Source organism: Micromonospora sp. LHW51205 (assembly GCF_003315815.1).
GTDB lineage: Bacteria > Actinomycetota > Actinomycetes > Mycobacteriales > Micromonosporaceae > Micromonospora > Micromonospora chalcea.
The window spans coordinates 70,378-88,101 of sequence record NZ_QMEZ01000003.1; the positions used below are offsets into that span (position 1 = coordinate 70,378).

The 17,724-nt window shown below is 74.3% G+C and carries 13 protein-coding genes and 1 riboswitch; of the genes, 7 read left to right on the top strand and 6 right to left on the bottom strand.

What is annotated here, in order from left to right:
* From DQE82_RS12650 to DQE82_RS12665, 4 genes are all read right to left on the bottom strand, one after another.
* Positions 1–867 (bottom strand): SDR family NAD(P)-dependent oxidoreductase, encoded by an 867-nt coding sequence (locus DQE82_RS12650; RefSeq protein WP_113972775.1) that lies wholly within the window; start codon positions 865–867, stop codon positions 1–3.
* Positions 868–1,031: 164 nt separating this feature from the next.
* Positions 1,032–3,827 carry an FAD-binding and (Fe-S)-binding domain-containing protein gene (locus DQE82_RS12655; RefSeq protein WP_113973091.1) on the bottom strand — a complete coding sequence of 932 codons (2,796 nt, stop codon included), beginning with the start codon at positions 3,825–3,827 and terminating at the stop codon, positions 1,032–1,034.
* Between the two features lie 36 nt (positions 3,828–3,863).
* Positions 3,864–4,634 (bottom strand): nucleotidyltransferase domain-containing protein, encoded by a 771-nt coding sequence (locus DQE82_RS12660; RefSeq protein ID WP_113973092.1) that lies wholly within the window; start codon positions 4,632–4,634, stop codon positions 3,864–3,866.
* Positions 4,635–4,663: 29 nt separating this feature from the next.
* Complete coding sequence (locus DQE82_RS12665) at positions 4,664–5,599, bottom strand: diacylglycerol kinase family protein (RefSeq protein ID WP_069088619.1); 936 nt, start codon at positions 5,597–5,599, stop codon at positions 4,664–4,666.
* A 152-nt stretch (positions 5,600–5,751) separates the two neighbouring features.
* On the opposite strand from DQE82_RS12665, the gene DQE82_RS12670 reads away from it, so the two are divergent.
* The 4 genes from DQE82_RS12670 to DQE82_RS12685 all read left to right on the top strand — a co-directional run bounded on the left by DQE82_RS12670 (position 5,752) and on the right by DQE82_RS12685 (position 12,681).
* The gene (locus tag DQE82_RS12670; RefSeq protein ID WP_233514655.1) at positions 5,752–6,906 is read left to right on the top strand and encodes a hypothetical protein; all 1,155 of its coding nucleotides are present in this window, start codon (positions 5,752–5,754) and stop codon (positions 6,904–6,906) included.
* A gap of 130 nt (positions 6,907–7,036) precedes the next feature.
* Positions 7,037–7,702 carry a hypothetical protein gene (locus DQE82_RS12675; RefSeq protein ID WP_113972776.1) on the top strand — a complete coding sequence of 222 codons (666 nt, stop codon included), beginning with the start codon at positions 7,037–7,039 and terminating at the stop codon, positions 7,700–7,702.
* 192 nt (positions 7,703–7,894) lie between these two features.
* Positions 7,895–10,213 (top strand): transglycosylase domain-containing protein, encoded by a 2,319-nt coding sequence (locus DQE82_RS12680; protein WP_113972777.1) that lies wholly within the window; start codon positions 7,895–7,897, stop codon positions 10,211–10,213.
* A gap of 404 nt (positions 10,214–10,617) precedes the next feature.
* A complete protein-coding gene (locus tag DQE82_RS12685) occupies positions 10,618–12,681 on the top strand; it encodes a M4 family metallopeptidase (protein ID WP_043323799.1) in 2,064 nt (687 codons plus the stop codon).
* Positions 12,682–12,815: 134 nt separating this feature from the next.
* On the opposite strand, the gene DQE82_RS12690 is transcribed toward DQE82_RS12685, so the two are convergent.
* Together DQE82_RS12690 and DQE82_RS12695 are read right to left on the bottom strand one after the other, a co-directional pair.
* The gene (locus tag DQE82_RS12690) at positions 12,816–13,265 is read right to left on the bottom strand and encodes a YbaB/EbfC family nucleoid-associated protein (RefSeq protein ID WP_043323797.1); all 450 of its coding nucleotides are present in this window, start codon (positions 13,263–13,265) and stop codon (positions 12,816–12,818) included.
* Positions 13,266–13,448: 183 nt separating this feature from the next.
* Positions 13,449–14,093 carry a transglycosylase family protein gene (locus tag DQE82_RS12695; protein WP_113972778.1) on the bottom strand — a complete coding sequence of 215 codons (645 nt, stop codon included), beginning with the start codon at positions 14,091–14,093 and terminating at the stop codon, positions 13,449–13,451.
* Positions 14,092–14,237, bottom strand: a riboswitch (cyclic di-AMP (ydaO/yuaA leader). It overlaps the preceding gene by 2 nt.
* 172 nt (positions 14,238–14,409) lie before the next feature.
* Here DQE82_RS12695 and DQE82_RS12700 point away from each other — a divergent pair.
* From DQE82_RS12700 to DQE82_RS12710, 3 genes are read left to right on the top strand one after another with little or no spacing between them, the layout of a single operon-like run.
* A complete protein-coding gene (locus DQE82_RS12700; RefSeq protein WP_113972779.1) occupies positions 14,410–15,972 on the top strand; it encodes an LLM class flavin-dependent oxidoreductase in 1,563 nt (520 codons plus the stop codon).
* Between the two features lie 46 nt (positions 15,973–16,018).
* Positions 16,019–16,495, top strand: coding sequence for a helix-turn-helix domain-containing protein (locus DQE82_RS12705; RefSeq protein WP_043323791.1), 477 nt, complete (start codon positions 16,019–16,021; stop codon positions 16,493–16,495).
* A gap of 33 nt (positions 16,496–16,528) precedes the next feature.
* Positions 16,529–17,227, top strand: a complete 699-nt coding sequence (locus tag DQE82_RS12710) for an SDR family oxidoreductase (protein WP_064445843.1) — start codon at positions 16,529–16,531, stop codon at positions 17,225–17,227.
* Positions 17,228–17,724 lie beyond the last annotated feature (497 nt).

Sequence of the window (17,724 nt, forward strand, 5' to 3'; positions counted from 1 at the left end):
TCAGGCGGTCACGTGCGCGCTGTCGCCCGCTGTCGCGGCGAACGACGTGCCGCTGACCATGCGCGCCGCGTCGGAGGCGAGGAACACCACCAGCGGCGCGACGTCCTCCGGCTCCACCCACGGCACGCCCAGCGGCGTCTTCGCCCGCAGCGCCCCGACCGCTTCCCGCTCCACCTCGGCCAGGTCACCCGACGGTGACTTCCCCGCCTCCACCAGCGCCTGCACGTAACGGTCCCGGTGCCGGGTCAGCGCGGTGTCGACCAGCCCCGGGATCACCGCGTTCACCGTCACGCCGTGCGGCCCGAGTTCCAGCGCGGCGGACTTCATCAGCCCAATGAGCCCCCACTTGGACGCCGAGTACGCGGACCCGTTCGTGGTGCCGTGCTGTCCCTGGGTGGACGACGTGATGACGATCCGCCCGCCGCCGCGCCGTACCAGCAGTGGCGCGAACACCCGCAGCACGTTCGCGGCGCCGGTGAGGTTCACGTCGATCTGGTCGTGCCAGTGCTGGTCGGTCATCTCCAGCAGCGGCGCGAACGCTTGGATGCCGGCGTTGGCGAACAGCACGTCCACGCCGCCGTGCTCCCGCTCGACCGCCTCGGCGAACGCGCGTACCGCCCCGATGTCGCGCTGGTCGGCCACGTGCGCGGACCAGCGGGCGCCGGCCGCCGTCACCCGGCGCCCGGTCTCGGCCAGGTCCTCCGGGGTGGCGGGCGGGAGGTCCAGGATCGGGCTGACCGGCCCGGCGACATCCATCCCGGCCACGTCCGCGCCCGACTCGGCCAGCGCCACCGCCGCGGCCCGGCCGATCCCCCGCGCCGCGCCGGTGACCACAGCGACCCGCCTCGACAACACGCCCGCAGCCACCGCGTCACCCCTCCCGTGGACTCCCCATCCCGCACCGTAAGCCCTGCCGTCCCCGCCCCGCCCGCGATCAAGCCCTCGGTACGCCAGCCCAGCTCACGGCGCCCGCTCCCCTCATCCCCGAACTGGTGTCGATCACGCGAAAAGCCGGCACTCCGCGGACGTCGCTACGGCGAGGTGGCCTCGGCCAGCAACTCCAGCACGTGCCGGTACGGTTGCCCGGTCGCCCGCGCCAGCCCGATCTCGCACGTACGGTTCACCGAGGCGTACCCGTCGAAGGCGCGTGCCGTGACGGCGGCGGCCTCGGCCCGGGTGGCCGACGCGGTCAGCTCCGGGTGCAGCAGTCCCCGGTCCCCGGCGAAGCCGCAGCACTGCCAGCCCTCCGGGACGACCACCTCGTCGGCGACCGCGCGGGCCACGGTGAGCAGCGCGTCGTCGAGTCCGAGGCGGACCGACGAGCAGGTCGGGTGCAGCGCGAGCGAGCCGATGCGGCGGCGCACTGTCAGCCGGGGCAGCAGCGTGCCGGCGGTGTACGCGACGGCGTCGACGACCCGCACGTCCCCGGCGCCGTCGAGCAGCCGCTCGAAGCCCTCGGTGCAGGACGCGGCGTCGCTGACCACGGGCAGCGCGCCGTCGCGGCTGGCGGCGCGCAGCACCGGCGGGACGCGGTCGCGGACCTGCCGGTAGCCGTCGGTGAGTCCCTTCGACGACCAGGGGGTGCCGCAGCACAGGTCGCCGATGCCGTCGGGCACGAGCAGGCGTACGCCGGCCCGCTCGGCGAGCGTGAGCAGCGCGGCAGCCACGCCGGTGCCGCCATCGGCCGGGGCGAACAGCGTGCCCAGGCAGGACGGCACGAACACGGCGTCCGGGTCGTCGGCCGGGTGGGGGCGGCGCGGAGTGCCGCCGCGCGGCAGGTCCCGTTGCCACTGCGGCACCCGGTCGGAGCCGAGCACCGCGCGGGCGGCCCGGGTGGCGGCCTCGGGCAGCGCGGGCGGCAGCGCCCCGGCCAGATCGAGTCCCCGGGCCATGCCCCGGGTGGTGGCGCCCCAGCGGCGGGCCGCGCCGCGCCAGGCGGTCCCCGCCGCCCGGCCGTGCTCCTGCGCGCGCAGCCGCTTGACCAGGTCACCGGTGTTGATCAGCACCGGGCAGGCGGTGGCGCACATGCCGTCGACGGCGCAGGTCTGCACCGCGTCGTAGTCGTAGTCGTCGGTCAGTTCCCGGACCAGCGCGGTGTCGCCGGCGGCCTGCGCTGCGGCGATCTCCCGGCGCAGCACGATGCGCTGCCGGGGCGTGGTGGTGAGGTCGCGGCTGGGGCAGACCGGCTCGCAGTAGCCGCACTCAACGCAGCGGTCGACCTCCTCCTCCACCGTCGGCACGGTCTTGAGGTGCCGCATGTGGATCTCCGGGTCGTCGCTGAGCAGCACCCCCGGGTTGAGCACGCCGTCCGGGTCGCAGAGCGTCTTCAGCTCGCGCATCACCTCGTACAGCTCGTCGCCGAACTGGCGGCGCACGTAGGGGGCCATCACCCGGCCGGTGCCGTGCTCGGCCTTGAGCGTGCCGCCGTGGCCGAGCACCAGGTCGACCATCTCCTCGGTGAAGTCGGCGTAGCGCGCCGGGGCCGCACCGCCGTCGAAGCGCTCGTTGAGCATGAAGTGCAGGTTGCCGTCCTTGGCGTGGCCGAAGATGACGCTGTCGGCGTACCGGTGCCGCTCGAACAGCTCGGCCAGCGACGCGCAGGTGCCGGCGAGCGCCTCCACCGGCACGGCGATGTCCTCCAGCAGCGCGGTGGTGCCGGACGGGCGCGCGCCGGCCACCGCCGCGTACAGGCCCTTGCGGATGTGCCACAGCGCGGCCCGGGCGGCCGGTTCGCCGCTGAGCCGCGCCGGTGCGCTCAGCGGCAGACCGGCCAGCACCGGTCCGGCGTCGGCGACCCGGTCGGCGAGCGCCGCCGGGTCGGACTCCTGCCACTCGGCGAGCAGCGCGGCGTGCCCGCGCACGGCCAGGCCACGCAGCGTGGCGTCCGCCTTCGGGTCCCGCTGGGCGACCCGCAGGGCGACGGCGTCGAGCAGCTCGACCGCCGCCGGCCCGGCGGCCACCAGCGCCGGCATCGCGGCCATCGCCGCGCCCAGCGTTTCGAAGACCAGCAGGCCCGTCGCGGCATGGCGGTGCACGGGTACGGTGCGGAACGTCGCCGACGCGACGAACGCGAGCGTGCCCTCGCTGCCGACCACGAGCCGGGTGAGCAGATCGGCCGGGTCGTCGTGGTCGAGGAACGCGTTCACGCCGTACCCCATGGTGTTCTTCATGGCGTACTGGGCGCGGATGCGGCGCACCGAGTCGGGATTGCCGCGTACCCGGTCGCGCAGCCGCAGCAGCCCGGCGTGCAGCGCCGGTTCGGCGGCGCGCAGCCGGGCGTCTGCGTCCGGGGCGCCGGTGTCCAGCACGGTGCCGCTGGGCAGCACGAGGACCAGCGACTCCAGCGTCCGGTACGTGTTGAACTCGGTTCCGCAGGTCATGCCGCTGGAGTTGTTGGCGACCACGCCGCCGACCGTGCACGCGGACTCGCTGGCCGGGTCGGGGCCGAGCTTGCGGCCGTACGGCGCGAGCCGCGCGTTCACCTGCCGCAGCACCACCCCCGGTTGGACCCGCACCCGCCGCCCGTCGTCGAGCACCGTGAGGTCGCGGAAGTGCCGTCGCACGTCGACGAGCAGCCGGTCGGTGACGGCCTGGCCGCTGAGGCTGGTGCCGCCGGAGCGGAACGTCAGCGGGGTGCCGGTGCGGCGGCTGTGCGCCAGCAGCGCGGCGACTTGACCGGCGTCGGCCGGGGTGATCACCGCGCCGGGGTGCAGCAGATAGTGCGAGGCGTCGTGGGCCATCCGCAGCCGGTCCGCGGCCCGGGTCGCCACGCCGCCGGGCACCACCGACTCCAGTCCGGCCCGCGTGGACGCGCTCAGCTCCGTCATGATCACCGCACCTCCCCGGCTCACAGTAGTCGCGGTTCAGTCCGCGGTGATCCGGTCCAGCACCCGCCGCTGGAACGCGCGGGCGGCCGGGCCGGACGGCGGCGTGCCGCCGCGGCGGGCCTCGATCGAGGCGCGGATCAGCGCGGCGTCCGGGTCGTCGGCGGCAACCCGCAGCCCGGCGTCGACCTTGCCCAGCCAGACGCCGTCGCGGTGGCGCACCAGCGCGCGGCAGGCGCCGAGCACCGCGTCCTCCGCGCCGGGAGCCGGTGCGTCGCCGGGTGGGGTGGGCAGCGCCAGCCACCAGCGCAGCGCGTCGGCCAGCAGCGCCCGCAGCGCCTGCGGTGACGGGTCGGCGAACACGTCGGCGGCGGGCGGGCCGAGCAGCGTCAGGCCGGACTGGCGCAGGATGCTGCGGTCCAGCGCGTACCAGAACCGCCCGTCGGCGGCGGGCCGGTCGGCCGGGTCGTAGGTGGCGCGGAACGGCATTGTCGCGCCGGTGTTCAGCTCGACCTCGAAGCCGGGCTCCGGGGCGCCGGAGGCGGCCACGTAGCGGCGGTAGACCACGAGTTCCAGGCCGCGCGCCGGGCAGGGCAGCGACTCGTGCCGCAGCCGCTCCACGAGTATCCGCTTGGCCGCCTCCGGCTGGGGTCCGGCGACCAGCAGCGCCACGTCCACGTCGCTGCGCCCCGGCTGGTACGCGCCCAGCCCGACCGACCCGGCGGCGTACGCGCCGACGAGGTCGTCACCGAGCACGTCCCGGGAGCGGCGGACCAGTTCGGCCAGGTAGTCGCGGATGTCGTCGCGCATGCCGGCATCCTGCCCCGGCCAGAACGCGGTCAGTCCGGCGGGTCGGGGCAGCACACCGTCAGCGCGCCCGGGACCACCTTCACCTTGAGCCGTTTCGCCTTGCCCCGCGCGCCGCCGTCCAGCTCGTACGTCTTCGGCGCGTCGAACCGCACCGTGATCTTGCGACCGCGGGTGATCCGCACGAACGGCGACTCCTCGGAGCGCCCGGCGGCCATCCGGCCCAGCGTGCGCGCCCAGTCCACCGCGCCGCTGGCGGTGGACACGCCGACCTCCAGCGCCCCGTCGTCCGGACGGGCGTCGTCGAAGGCCGGGATGCCGCCGGTGATGGTGCCGACGTTGCCGAACAGCACGCAGCTCGCCTCGTCGTCGAACCAGTCCGCGCCGTCGACCCGGATCCGGGTCCGTACGCACTCGCCGCGCACGTGCCGCAGCCCGGTCCAGACGTACGCGATCCGGCCGAACCGGCCCTTGAGCTGCCGGTCGGCGTCCCGGATCAGGTCGCCGTCGAACCCGGCGCCGGCCATCACCGCGAAGTGCTCGCCGTTGATCCGGCCCAGGTCCAGCTCGCGGCGGCGGCCGTGCAGCGCGATGCGTACCGCCTCGGGCAGGTCGACCGGGATGCCCAGGTTCACCGCGAACAGGTTGGCCGTGCCGGCCGGCAGGATGCCCATCGGCACGCCGCTGCCCGCGAGCGCGTCGGCGCACCGCTGCACCATGCCGTCGCCGCCCCACACCAGCACCAGCTCGGCGCCGGAGTCCAGCGCCGCGCGGACCCGCTTGGGCGCCTTGCGGCTCTTCGGCACCTCGTACCAGAGCAGCCGCCCGACCCCGGCGGCGACGAGCCGGGAGCGCAGCTCGTCGAGCCCTCCCCCGAACGTCTTCTTCCGATGGGCGACGACGGCGACCACACCGGCCGGGGGCGCGGCGGGGGCGGTGGCCGGGCGCTCGGCCGTGCTCGTGTTCATGGTTCCGCTGTACCCGGAGCGCGCGCGTCCCACGCCTGCGCCCGGCGCGACGCGCCCGAAACCGATTCGCGGCGTACTGTGCCCGGACGGCCACGTTCGGTACAGTGCGGACGATGATCCGCGCCGCCGGGCGCGGATCCGGAGGGTGTGCGATGACGCGACGGATCGGGTGGGTGGCGTACTACACGCTGCGCCTCGGTTTGCTGCTCGGCGGCGTGGCAGCCGTCTGGGGCGCGCACGAGGTGGCGGCCGGCTCGGCCGCCCACGCCGCCGACCGTCCGCCGCTCACGGCCACCGTGGAGACTCTGACCCACACACTCGGCGCGGTTCTCGGCCTGCCCGCGTCCGGGGCCGTCGGTGTCGAGTCCACACCCGCCGCCGCGCCGGCATCCGGCACGACAGCTCCCGCCGCCGACGCCACCGTGCCGAGCGCTGACGCGCCCGGCACGGCCACATCCGGCACGGCCACGCCCGGAAAGGCCGTGGCGACGCCCCCGGAGGCGGCCCCGGAGGCGGCCCCGGCCGCCACGACGCCGGTCACCGGCCGCGTCGTCGAGGCGGTGGTGACGCCGGTCCGCGACCACGTGCTGACCCCGGTCACCGAGGGCCTGCGCCCGGCCACCGACCCGGTACGCGATCACCTGCTCACGCCCGTCGCGGAGGCCCTGCGCCCGCTCACCGGCCCGGTCACGGAGGGCGTGCTCGAACCGGTCGCGGACGTGCTGTCCCCGGTCGTGGAGCCGCTGAGCCCGATTCTCGGTCCGGTCTGGCGGGGCCTGGAACCGGTGGTCGCGCCGCTGGACCCGGTGCTCGACCCGCTCAGCCCGGTGACCGATCTGCTCGACCCACCGGCGGCGTCGCAGCCGGACCCGGCCGACCCCGCTGACCCGACCGACCCCGGTGACCCGACAGCCCCCGCCGACCCGGCTGATCCGGCTGGTCCGGCTGATCCGGCCGGCACCGCTGATCCGGCCGTGAAGGCCCGCCCGGCTGCGCCGGCCCGCGCGGGCGACAGCGTTACGGTCGCCGCCGGCCCGGTGGCGCGTGCCTTCGCCGTCGAACAACGGGGCGCCGCCGCGCGCAGCGCGACGCAGGCTGTCCGCACGGCGGCCGACTTCGCCCCGACCCCCGTCGCGCCGCAGCCGTACGACGGCGCCAGCCATGCCGGCGGCGCGGTGCACAGCGAGGCGGCCGACGCGGACGCGTGCCGCTGGGGGCTGCCGACGCTCGCCCACCAGTACGGGCGCCCGTCGCACGAACGCCTGCCGGCCTCCCGCACGTCACGGCCCGGCACCAGACCCGCCTGAGCGGACTTCACAGGACCACATGCGATCCGGAGCACGGGCGTGTCCCGCCCGACTGCCGCGCCTGCGCGGCGGCGCCGTCGTCCGGCGCCCGCACCAGACCCGATCATGCCTGTGAAACAGGAGTTCGTTCATGAGCACAGCCCTGCCCGTCGCCCGCGCCCGGTGGTGCGACATCGGCCGCATCGCCGATCTCGTCGCCGAGGCCCTGATGCCCACCGCCCTGGCGGCCTGGCTCGTCCCCGACGCGCCGCGCCGTTTGCCGGTCCTCGCCGCCGTGGCGCGGATCTGGACCGAACACGCGCTGCTGTTCGGCGACGCGTTCCTGCTGCCCGACGGCAGCGCCGCCACCGTGTGGTTCCACCGCTACCGGCCGATCCCGACGCCCCACCGGTACGCCGATCGTCTCGCCGCTGCCGCCGGCCCGGACGAGGAGCGGTTCCGCCGCCTCGGTGACGCGCTCGCCGCCCGGCGTCCGGTCGAGCCGCACAACAACCTGGCGCTGCTGGCCGCTCCCCGGGGCGGTGCGGCGGAGGCGCTCGCCGGGGCGCAGCGCCGGATGGACACCCTCAGCCTGCCCACCTACGCGCACCCGTGCGCCGGGGAGCAGGAGGAGTTGCTGCGGCGGCTCGGCTACACCGCACGGGAGGCCTTCGCGGCCCCGGACGGCACCGAGCTGCGGGCGCTGTGGCGGTCGACGCCGTTCCGTGCGGGCGGCAACGACCGCTGGCCGGTGCGTCACCGCGGCTTCGGCCGCCCGGACCGCGACGGCCGGGCCACCGACCGGGCGGCGCGCTGACCGGTTGACCGGGCCGGGGCGGCCACCCAGCCGCCCCGGCTCCCGCCCGCCGCCTTCACGGGGACGTCGCTGTGCTCGGCCTCGGCGAGCCGGAGGTTGATCCGTTGCCCCGACGTCGTCGGCCGGTGCGGGCGCCCTACCTCGGTTAGCCTGCGAGCCGGGCACGACTTCGCCGAGCGACCGGAGGTAACGGTGCGAGGAACGGGAGAGACCCCGGGGCCGGCCGGCGCCACGACCGCGAGCCCGAAGCGCAAGCGGCGGCGCCTGCCGGTCGTCCTCGCGGTCTGCGTGCTGCTGGCCGGGTGCGGCCTGGTCGCGGGCGGCTACTACTTCGACAGCGTGCCCACGCCCAGCGACCTGAAGCTGCCCGAGTCGACAACCGTCTTCTACGCCGACGGGCGCACGCCGATGGCGAAGCTGGGCGCGCAGAACCGCACCATCGTGCCGTACGACCAGATGAACGACTCGGCCAAGCAGGCGATCGTGGCGGCCGAGGACCGGACCTTCTGGACCAACCGCGGCATCGACTTCAAGGGTGTGCTGCGCGCCGCCTGGGCCAACGTGAGCGGCGGGCAGCGGCAGGGCGCGTCCACGCTCACCCAGCAGTACGCGCGCATCGCCGCCGACCTGCGCGGGGTCACCTACTCCCGCAAGCTGCGCGAGGCGGTCATCGCGTGGAAGCTCGACGACGCGTACACCAAGGAGGAGATCCTCGGCTTCTACCTGAACACCGTGCCGTTCGGCCGGGGAGCGTACGGGATCGAGGCGGCCGCGCAGACGTACTTCGGCAAGACGGTCCGCCGGGACGCCCCACCCGAGCGGCAGCTCACCCAGGCCGAGGCGATGGTGCTCTGCGCCATGGTGAAGCAGCCGGAGGCGGATCCGGCCGACCCCGAGGGCACGCCCGGCTACGACCCGCGCCGCAACGCGCTGGCCAAGCAGAACTCGATCGACAGGTGGAACTACATCCGCGACGGCATGGTCAAGCTCGGCTACCTGACGTCGCAGCAGGCGGCGGACCTCGCGTACCCGGACACGGTCCGGCCGATCGACAAGGACGCGGGCCGGTCCGACCTGGACCGGCCGACCGGCCTGGTGGTCAACCACGTGCTGGCCGAGCTGCGCGGGACCGAGCCGTTCCGCGGCAAGCCGGACGAGGTGATCCGGGACGGCGGCTACCGCATCGTCACCACCATCGACAAGCGCGTGCAGGACGCGGCCGAGGCGGCGGCGGACATCCGCCGGGACACCGCTCCGCGAGCGGTGCGCGGGCAGCCGCGGAACTGGCAGGCGGCGCTGGTGGCGGTGGAGCCGGGCACCGGCCGGGTGCTCGGCTACTACGGCGGCGACAAGGGCTCGGGCGCGGACTACGCGGGCTGGTACTCCGACGAGGACGGCCAGGCCCGCGGCTTCGGCCAGCATCCGCCGGGGTCGTCGTTCAAGGTGTACGACCTGGCCGCCGCCGTGCGCGACGGGATCTCGGTGAAGGAGCGGTTCGACTCGCCGGACACCAAGGAGTTCCCCGCCTCGGGGCGCACCAAGGGCAGCGCGGCCGGGCCGATCCGCAACGCCGAGCGGGCGCCCTGCCAGCCGGACTGCGCGCTCTGGGAGGCCACCGTCGCCTCGCTCAACGTCACCTACTTCGAGCTGACCGAGCGGCTCGGCACGGACAAGGTGATCGAGATGGCCCGGCAGGCGGGCGTGGAGTCGATGTGGGAGACGGTCCGGGGCAACCCCCGACCGCAGCGCGTCGACCTGCGCAGCGACCCCGCCGACGAGGTGGCGAAGCGGTTCTCCACCGAGGTCGGCATCGGGCAGTACGGCATCACCGTGCAGGACCACGCGAACGGGATGGCCACGTTCGCAGCCGGCGGCAAGCGCGCCGACGCACACTTCGTCCGGTCGGTGAGCAAGGACGACGAGGAGGTGTGGACCGAGCAGCTGCGCACCACCGACCTCGGGCTGGACCGGGAGGCCGTCGACCAGATGGACTGGACGCTGCGCCGGGTCCGGGCGGCCAAGCTGGACAACGGCTGGGACTCCGCCGGCAAGACCGGCACCTGGCAGGCCGGGAAGAGCACCACGCAGAACGTGCACACCTGGATGGTGGGCTGGACCGGCGCGCTGGCCTCGGCCGTGTGGCTGGGCACCACCGACGGCAAGCCGCTGCGGACCAGCGACGGCAGCTACGACGTGTACGGCTCGACCGGTGCCGCGCCGATCTGGCGGCAGTTCATGACAAAGGCCACCGAGGCGATGAAGCTCGACCCGGGCAAGTACCGCTTCGGTGAGCCGAAGTTTCCCGGCGACACCCCGGAGCCGACCGCGTCGGCGCCGCCGCCGTCGACCGCCGCGCCCACACCGTCGGACTCCCCGAGCCCGAGCCCGACCCCGTCGAGCCCCAGCCCGAGCCCGGAGCCGACCGGGCGGCCGACGTCGCGGCCCACGCTGACGCCCACGCTGCCACCGCCGCCCACGATCACGCCGACGCGGACCCGCGGCCCGCGCTGACGTGCCCGGCCGCGCGGTGGCGGCCCGCGTGCGGCGGCGTCCTCGCGTCTATGTGCGCCATTCGCGCACATAGGCAACGTCCGCAATTTGCACGGGCCCCCATCCACTGTCGGCAATGTTCGCCCTGATCAGGGCCTATTGAAGATCATGGTTGCCTGGGACGACGCGCGCGGCGACACGCCCGACTGCCAGCCGTTGCCCAGGTCACCCATTGCTCACGGGTCGCGCGGCGTGTGATTGTGCACCAGCGAACCGCCGACCCCCGGCGAATCGCGACGGTCGATCTGTCGACCCGGAGCCACGCCGGCAGCTCCGGTGACCGGCCGTCACCCTGCCTCGCACCACCGCGCCGCCCGTCCCCACCGGGCTCGTGCGGCGCGCCTGTAGAACAGGAGCAAACCTCCGTGAAACTCTCACCTCGCCTCGCCGCGCTCACCGGCGCGGCGGCGGCCGGCGTCATCGCCGCCGGCACCGCCGCGGCCGTGCAGGCCGCGCCACCCGGGCCCGCCGCCCCCAACCCGGCCCAGGCCCGAGCGGCCGCCGCCGACTCGACCCGCGCGCTGGTCGCGAACCGCCCCGCCTACCTCCAGGCCGGTTCCGACGACGCGTTCGTCCAGAAGCCGGTCATCTCCTCCGAGGGCACCCAGTACGTGCCGTACGAGCGCACCTACAAGGGCCTGCCCGTGGTCGGCGGCGACTTCGTGCTGGCCACCGACTCCGCCGGCAACCTCAAGTACGCCTCGGTCGCCCAGCAGCGGCCGATCGGCGCCCTCGCCACCACGCCCGCGCTGACCCAGGCCGCCGCCGCGGCCACGGCGCGCGCCCAGCTCAAGACCGTCAGCGCCGTCGAGGGCACCACGCTCGTCGTCTACACGCTCGGCGCCGCACCGGCGCTGGCCTGGGAGACCACGGTACGTGGCACCAGCGCGGACGGCCCGAGCCGGCTCACCGTCGACGTCGACGCCCGTACCGGCGCGGTCCTGCGCAAGCAGGAGCACGTGGTACGCGGCACCGGCACCGGCGCCTGGAACGGGCCCAGCCCGCTCACGCTCAACACCACCCAGTCGGGCTCCACGTACACCATGAAGGACCCGACCGTCACGAACCTGAGCTGCCAGGACGCGGCGAACAACACCACGTTCAGCGGCTCCGACGACGTGTGGGGCAACGGCACCGCCACGAACAAGGAGACCGGCTGCGTGGACGCGCTGTTCTCCGCGCAGACCGAGCACAAGATGCTCGCCCAGTGGCTGGGCCGCAACGGCGCCAACGGCAACGGCGGCTACTGGCCGATCCGGGTGGGCCTCAACGACCAGAACGCCTACTACGACGGCAGCCAGGTGCAGATCGGCAAGAACACCGCCGGTCAGTGGATCGGCTCGCTGGACGTGGTGGCGCACGAGATCGGCCACGGCATCGACGACAACACCCCCGGCGGCATCTCCGGCGGCGGCACGCAGGAGTTCGTGGCGGACACGTTCGGCGCGGCCACCGAGTGGTTCGCCAACGAGCCGTCCAGCTACGACGCGCCGGACTTCCTGGTCGGCGAGAAGATCAACCTGGTCGGCTCCGGCCCGATCCGCAACATGTACAACCCGTCGGCGCTCGGCGACCCGAACTGCTACTCCAGCAGCATCCCGTCGACCGAGGTGCACGCCGCGGCCGGGCCCGGCAACCACTGGTTCTACCTGCTGGCCAACGGCAGCAGCCCGACCAACGGGCAGCCGTCCAGCTCGACCTGCAACAGCAGCAGCGTGAGCGGACTGGGCATCCAGAAGGCCATCAAGATCATGTACAACGCCATGCTGCTGAAGACGTCGTCCTCGTCCTACCTGAAGTACCGCGTCTGGACGTTGCAGGCGGCGAAGAACCTCTACCCGAGCAGCTGCACCGAGTTCAACGCGGTCAAGGCGGCCTGGGCGGCGGTCAGCGTGCCGGCCCAGTCGGGTGAGCCGACCTGCGCCGGCGGCACCCCGACGCCCACGCCGACCGCCACCACCACCCCGCCGTCGGGCGGCTGCTCCGGCAACAAGCTCGCCAACCCCGGCTTCGAGTCGGGCAACGTGAGCTGGACCGCCTCGTCCGGCGTCATCACCACCGACAGCGGCCAGGCCGCCCACGGCGGCTCGTACAAGGCGTGGCTGGACGGGTACGGCTCGTCGCACACCGACACGCTCAGTCAGTCGGTGACGATCCCGGCCGGATGCCGCGCGACGTTCAGCTTCTGGCTGCACATCGACAGCGCGGAGACGACCACCGGCACCGCGTACGACAAGCTCACCGTCAAGGCCGGCAGCACCACGCTGGCCACCTACTCCAACCTGAACAAGGCCACCGGCTACGTGCAGCGGTCCTTCGACATCTCGTCGCTCGCAGGCACCACGGCGACCATCTCGTTCAGCGGCGTGGAGGACAGCTCACTGCAGACGTCCTTCGTCGTCGACGACACCGCGGTCACCCTGAGCTGACCGTGGCGTAGCGCGGCCGGTCGTCGTCCTCCCGGCGGCCGGCCGCATCGTCGTGCCGGGCGGTGCCGCGTCGCGCGTGGCCGCCGCCACGTGCCGGGGCGGCGCCGCGTCGTGCCGGGCCGTGTGCGGTCGGGTCAGGCCGGACGCCCGGCCTGGGACGCCGTGCCGCGGTCGCGGTGGATCCGCGCGGCCGCCTCGTGCATCGCGCGACCGAACAGCTCGGCCTGGTCACCCATGCTGCCGAGCCGGGCGGCGAGCGCGTCGGCGTCGGCCCGCGCCGACGCGCTGACCCGGGCGTCCAGCTCGGACAGCGCGGCGTTGGCGGCGGCGGTGACATGTCCGCACAGGACGTCGAGGGGCTCGCCGGCCAAGTCCGGGTCGATCGTCACGGAATCCAGCCGGCCACCCTGAACGGCGACCGCGCGGACCCGGCCGTCGGCTGCGGTGCCCTCGGCGCGCAGCAGGTCGCCCGGCTCGCCGTCGGCGTGCTCCGAGGCCCGGGAGCGCATCGCGGTGAGCGCCTGCTGCGTGCGGGTCAGCAGTTCGTCGATGCTCGCGGCCGCCGAGAACGGATCGTTGGTCATTTCCGCGCTTTCTTCACGTCTGAGCCGATCATCGTGACCCTAGCAACCGGCTCCGACGAATCGCGGTCAGCGGCCGTCACGGGTGGCGTCCGGCGCCGCGAGCAGGCCGGACACCGGCGGCGCGGCGTGTCGCGGGCGGCCGGACGCCCGGCCGGGTCGAACCGGCCGGGCGTCCGGACCAGATCAGCGCAGACGCAGCCGCTGACCGGGGAAGATCAGGCCGGGGTCGTCGCCGACCACTGCCCGGTTGCGCTCGTGCAGGGCACGCCAGCCACCGTCGACGCGCTGCGCCACGGCGATCTCCGACAGCGTGTCCCCGCGCCGGACCACGTACGTCCCGGCCGACGGCTGCGGCGCCGCAGTCGTCGCGGCCCGCTCCGGCGCGGCCTTACGCGTGGCGGCCCGCTTCGGGGCGAACTTCTTCGAGGTGGCCTTCTTCGGGGCCGCCCGCTCGGACCGGGTCGCCGCGGCGTTCGCCGAGCCGCCCTTCTTGCCGCAGACCGGCCACGCGCCGATGCCCTGGCCGCGCAACACCTTCTCCGCGACGGCGATCTGCTCGGACCGGCTGGCCAGGTCGGCGCGGGCGGCGTACTTCTGGCCGCCGTAGCCGTTCCAGGTGGCGCGGGAGAACTGGAGCCCGCCGTAGTAGCCGTTGCCGGTGTTGATCTTCCAGTTGCCGCCGGACTCGCAGCGCGCGACCGCGTCCCAGTTGACGCCCGCGCTGGCCGGTGCGGCCGGGCCGAACAGGCTCGCGGCGCCGACGGCGGCGCCGGCCAGGACCGCTCCGAGAGCGGTACGGCGGCTTCGGGCCGAGTATGCAGTTGCCATGTGGATTCCTCCACGCCGACGAGGTGAGCTGTCGGGTTCGGGCCGAGGAGCCCGGCCGCCGGTGGCGGCTTCACCCCGAGGTGACGATGCACCGTGGAACGTGTGGTTCCCCCGCTCCCGCACGAGGTTCGGTTACCGGGGCCGGCGGCGGGATTTGGCGTTTCCGGCCCGCGGTGCCCGCGAATGCGAACGAAACCGACGCTAAGGACGGTTTGCGACGATCGTCCACTTCTTGTGATGGTGTTCACCCGGCCGGGCTACCACCTGTGGAGCTACCGTGGCAGGGCCGAGCAAGATCACGGGAGGGGCGGGACGGATGACCGATCACGGACACGAGCTCACCTTCGGCGGCTTCATCACGCCCGCCGCCGGGCAGCCCGACCAGGTGGTGGCGCTGGCCACGCTCTGCGAACAGGTCGGGCTGGACCTGGTCACGTTCCAGGACCACCCGTACCAGCCGGGGTTCCTGGACACCTGGACGCTGATGTCCTACGTGGCCGCCGTCACCGAGCGCATCCGCCTGGCCGGCAACGTGCTCAACCTGCCGCTGCGCCAGCCGGTGGTGCTGGCCCGCAGCGTGGCCAGCCTGGACCTGCTCACCGGCGGCCGGGTCGAGATGGGACTCGGCGCGGGTGCGTTCTGGGACGCGATCGAGGCGACGGGCGGGCGGCGCCTGTCCCCCGGCGCGGCGGTCGAGGCCCTGGACGAGGCGATCCGGGTGATCCGCGAGGTCTGGGACACCGACCGCCGCGGCATGATCCGCGTCGACGGCGAGCACTACCGGGTGGTCGGCGCCAAGCGCGGTCCGGCGCCCGCGCATCGGGTGGGCATCTGGGTCGGCGCGTACAAGCCGCGCATGCTGCGCCTGGTCGGCCGCGCCGCGGACGGCTGGCTGCCCTCCCTGTCCTACCTGCCCAAGGGCCCCGACGAGCTGCCCGCCCTGAACGCGCTCGTGGACGAGGGCGCGCAGGCCGCCGGGCGCGACCCGGCCGAGATCCGCCGCATGCTCAACGTGACCGGCACGTTCGCGCGCTCGTCGGCCGGCTTCCTGGCCGGGCCGCCGGAGCAGTGGGTGGAGGAGCTGGCCGGGCTCACGCTGGAGCACGGCATCACCACGTTCATCCTCGGCAGCGACGAGCCGCGCGCGATCCAGATCTTCGCCCAGGAGGTCGCGCCGGCGGTCCGCGAACTCGTCGCCGCCGAGCGCACCGCGCCCGGCAGCGGGGCCCGCGCGGTCGCCGACGACACAGCCGCCACCGGCGGCGCGGCCACGCTGGCGGTCACCCCCACCCCCGACCCGGGGGTACGTCTGAGCGCGCGCCGCCCCTGGGACGAGTCGACCCGGCCGACCGCCCCGCCGCCTCCGGCCGGCCAGGTCTACCCACCCCGGGGGCAGGCCGCCGGGCAGCACCTGGTGGACGTGCACGACCACCTGCGCCAGGAGCTGGCCCAGGTGCGCGACCTGCTGGAACAGGTCAAGCGGGGCGCCGTCTCGCCGGGCCGGGCGCGGGCGGCGCTCAACGAGATGACCATGCGGCAGAACAACTGGACGCTCGGGGCGTACTGCGCGGCCTACTGCACCATGGTCACCCAGCACCACGGGCTGGAGGACGCCTCGATCTTCCCGCACCTGCGCCGCTCCGAGGCCGGGCTGGCGGCCGTGCTCGACCGCCTCGAGGAGGAACACGTGGTGATCCACGGGGTGGTGGAGGGCGTCGACCGGGCGCTCGTGGAACTGGTCCACCGGCCCGGCGACTTCACGCAGCTCCAGGAGGCGGTGGACCTGCTCACCGACACGCTGCTGTCGCACCTGTCGTACGAGGAGCACCAGATCGTCGAGCCGCTGGCCCGGCACGGCTTCTTCCCCGGCCAGCTGTGAGGTAGCTGACTTTTGACTTCCTAAGTCAGGGGGTACCGTCGACGCCATGACGGACCTCCTTGCGCAGCGTGACTCCTGGTCCACCGCCAACTGCTCGATCGCCCGGGCGCTGGAGGTGGTCGGCAACCGCACCACGCTGCTCCTGCTGCGCGAGGCGTCGTTCGGCACCCGCCGCTTCGACGACTTCGCGCGGCGGGTCGGCGTCAGCGAGCCCGTCGCCGCCGCACGCCTCAAGCAGCTCGTCGCCGACGGGCTGCTCGACCGGCGCCCCTACCGCGAGCCCGGGCAGCGCACCCGCGACGAGTACGTGCTCACCGCCAAGGGCAGCGACCTGATCCCGGTGCTGGTCGCGCTGCGGCAGTGGGGCGACACGTACGCCGCCGACGAGGCCGGCCCGGCCGTCCGGCTGACCCACGACGAGTGCGGCGCGGCCGTGCACGCCCGGCTGCGCTGCGACGCCGGACACGACGTACCGCCCGGCGAGCTGGCCGTCCTGCCCGGTCCGGGCCTGCTGTCCGCCTGACCCACCTTCCTTTCCCACCCCTCGGAGCGAGACATGAAGATCGCTGGAAGCACCGCCCTGGTCACCGGCGCCAACCGTGGCTTCGGCCGGCACCTGGCCGCCGAACTCGTCGCGCGCGGCGCGACCGTCTGGGCCGGCGCCCGCAACCCGGACACCGTCGACCTGCCCGGCGTCACCCCGGTACGCCTCGACATCACCGACCCCGCCTCGGTGGCCGCCGCCGCGGAGCGGGCCGGTGACGTGACGCTGCTGGTGAACAACGCCGGCGTGAGCACCGGCGCCGACCTGCTCGACGGTGACCTCGCGCAGATCCGGCTGGAGCTGGAGACGCACTACCTCGGCACGCTGTCGGTGGTACGCGCGTTCGCGCCCCGGATCGCGGCGAACGGCGGCGGCACGATCCTGAACGTGCTGTCGGCGCTGTCCTGGTTCACGATCCCCGGCGTCGGCGCGTACGGCGCGGCCAAGGCCGCCGAGTGGTCGATGACGAACGCGCTGCGCCTGGAACTGGCCGGCCGGGGCGTCCGGGTCGCCGGGCTGCACGTGGGCTACATGGACACCGAGATGGCCGCCGCCGTGCCCGGCCCGAAGGCGCACCCGGCCGACGTCGCCCGGCTCGCCGCCGACGGCATCGAGTCCGGCAGCTACGAGATCCTGGCCGACGACGTCGCCCGCCGGGTCCAGGCGGGGCTGTCCGGTGGGGTGGCAGCGCTCTACCCCGCGCTCCCCTGAACAGACCCGTCTCGCCGAGGTGGCGGGGTCAGAACCCGTCCGATGCCACCACTTCGGCGCAATGGTGTCGATCAAGCACAAGCCACGACAACCGCCCGGACACAGCCGATCAACAGCCTTCGACAAGAGCCCGACATCAGCCGACGCTCGCCAAGCGGCGCTCCGTCAGATCCACCCGCTCGACACCTGCGCATTGGGGCCGCCCCGCCGACGCGGGCCCGCAAGACCATCTCCGCCAGAGCCCTCACTCATCTAGAGCCCCGAGCGTCCCTCCAACTGGGATCGATCTTCCTCATTCCGGGACGCCCCAGGTGATCAACACCAGCTCGGCGAAGTGGCGGGGTCAGAGCCCGCCTGATACCACCACTTCGGCGAGCTGGAGTCGATCAAGCGGCAGCCAGCCGCCCGCACGAGCCCGGCGAAGGACTGACCCGACAACCACCCGGATCGACTTCCCGGCGCTTGATCGACACCAGCTCGCCGAGGTGGAGGCATCG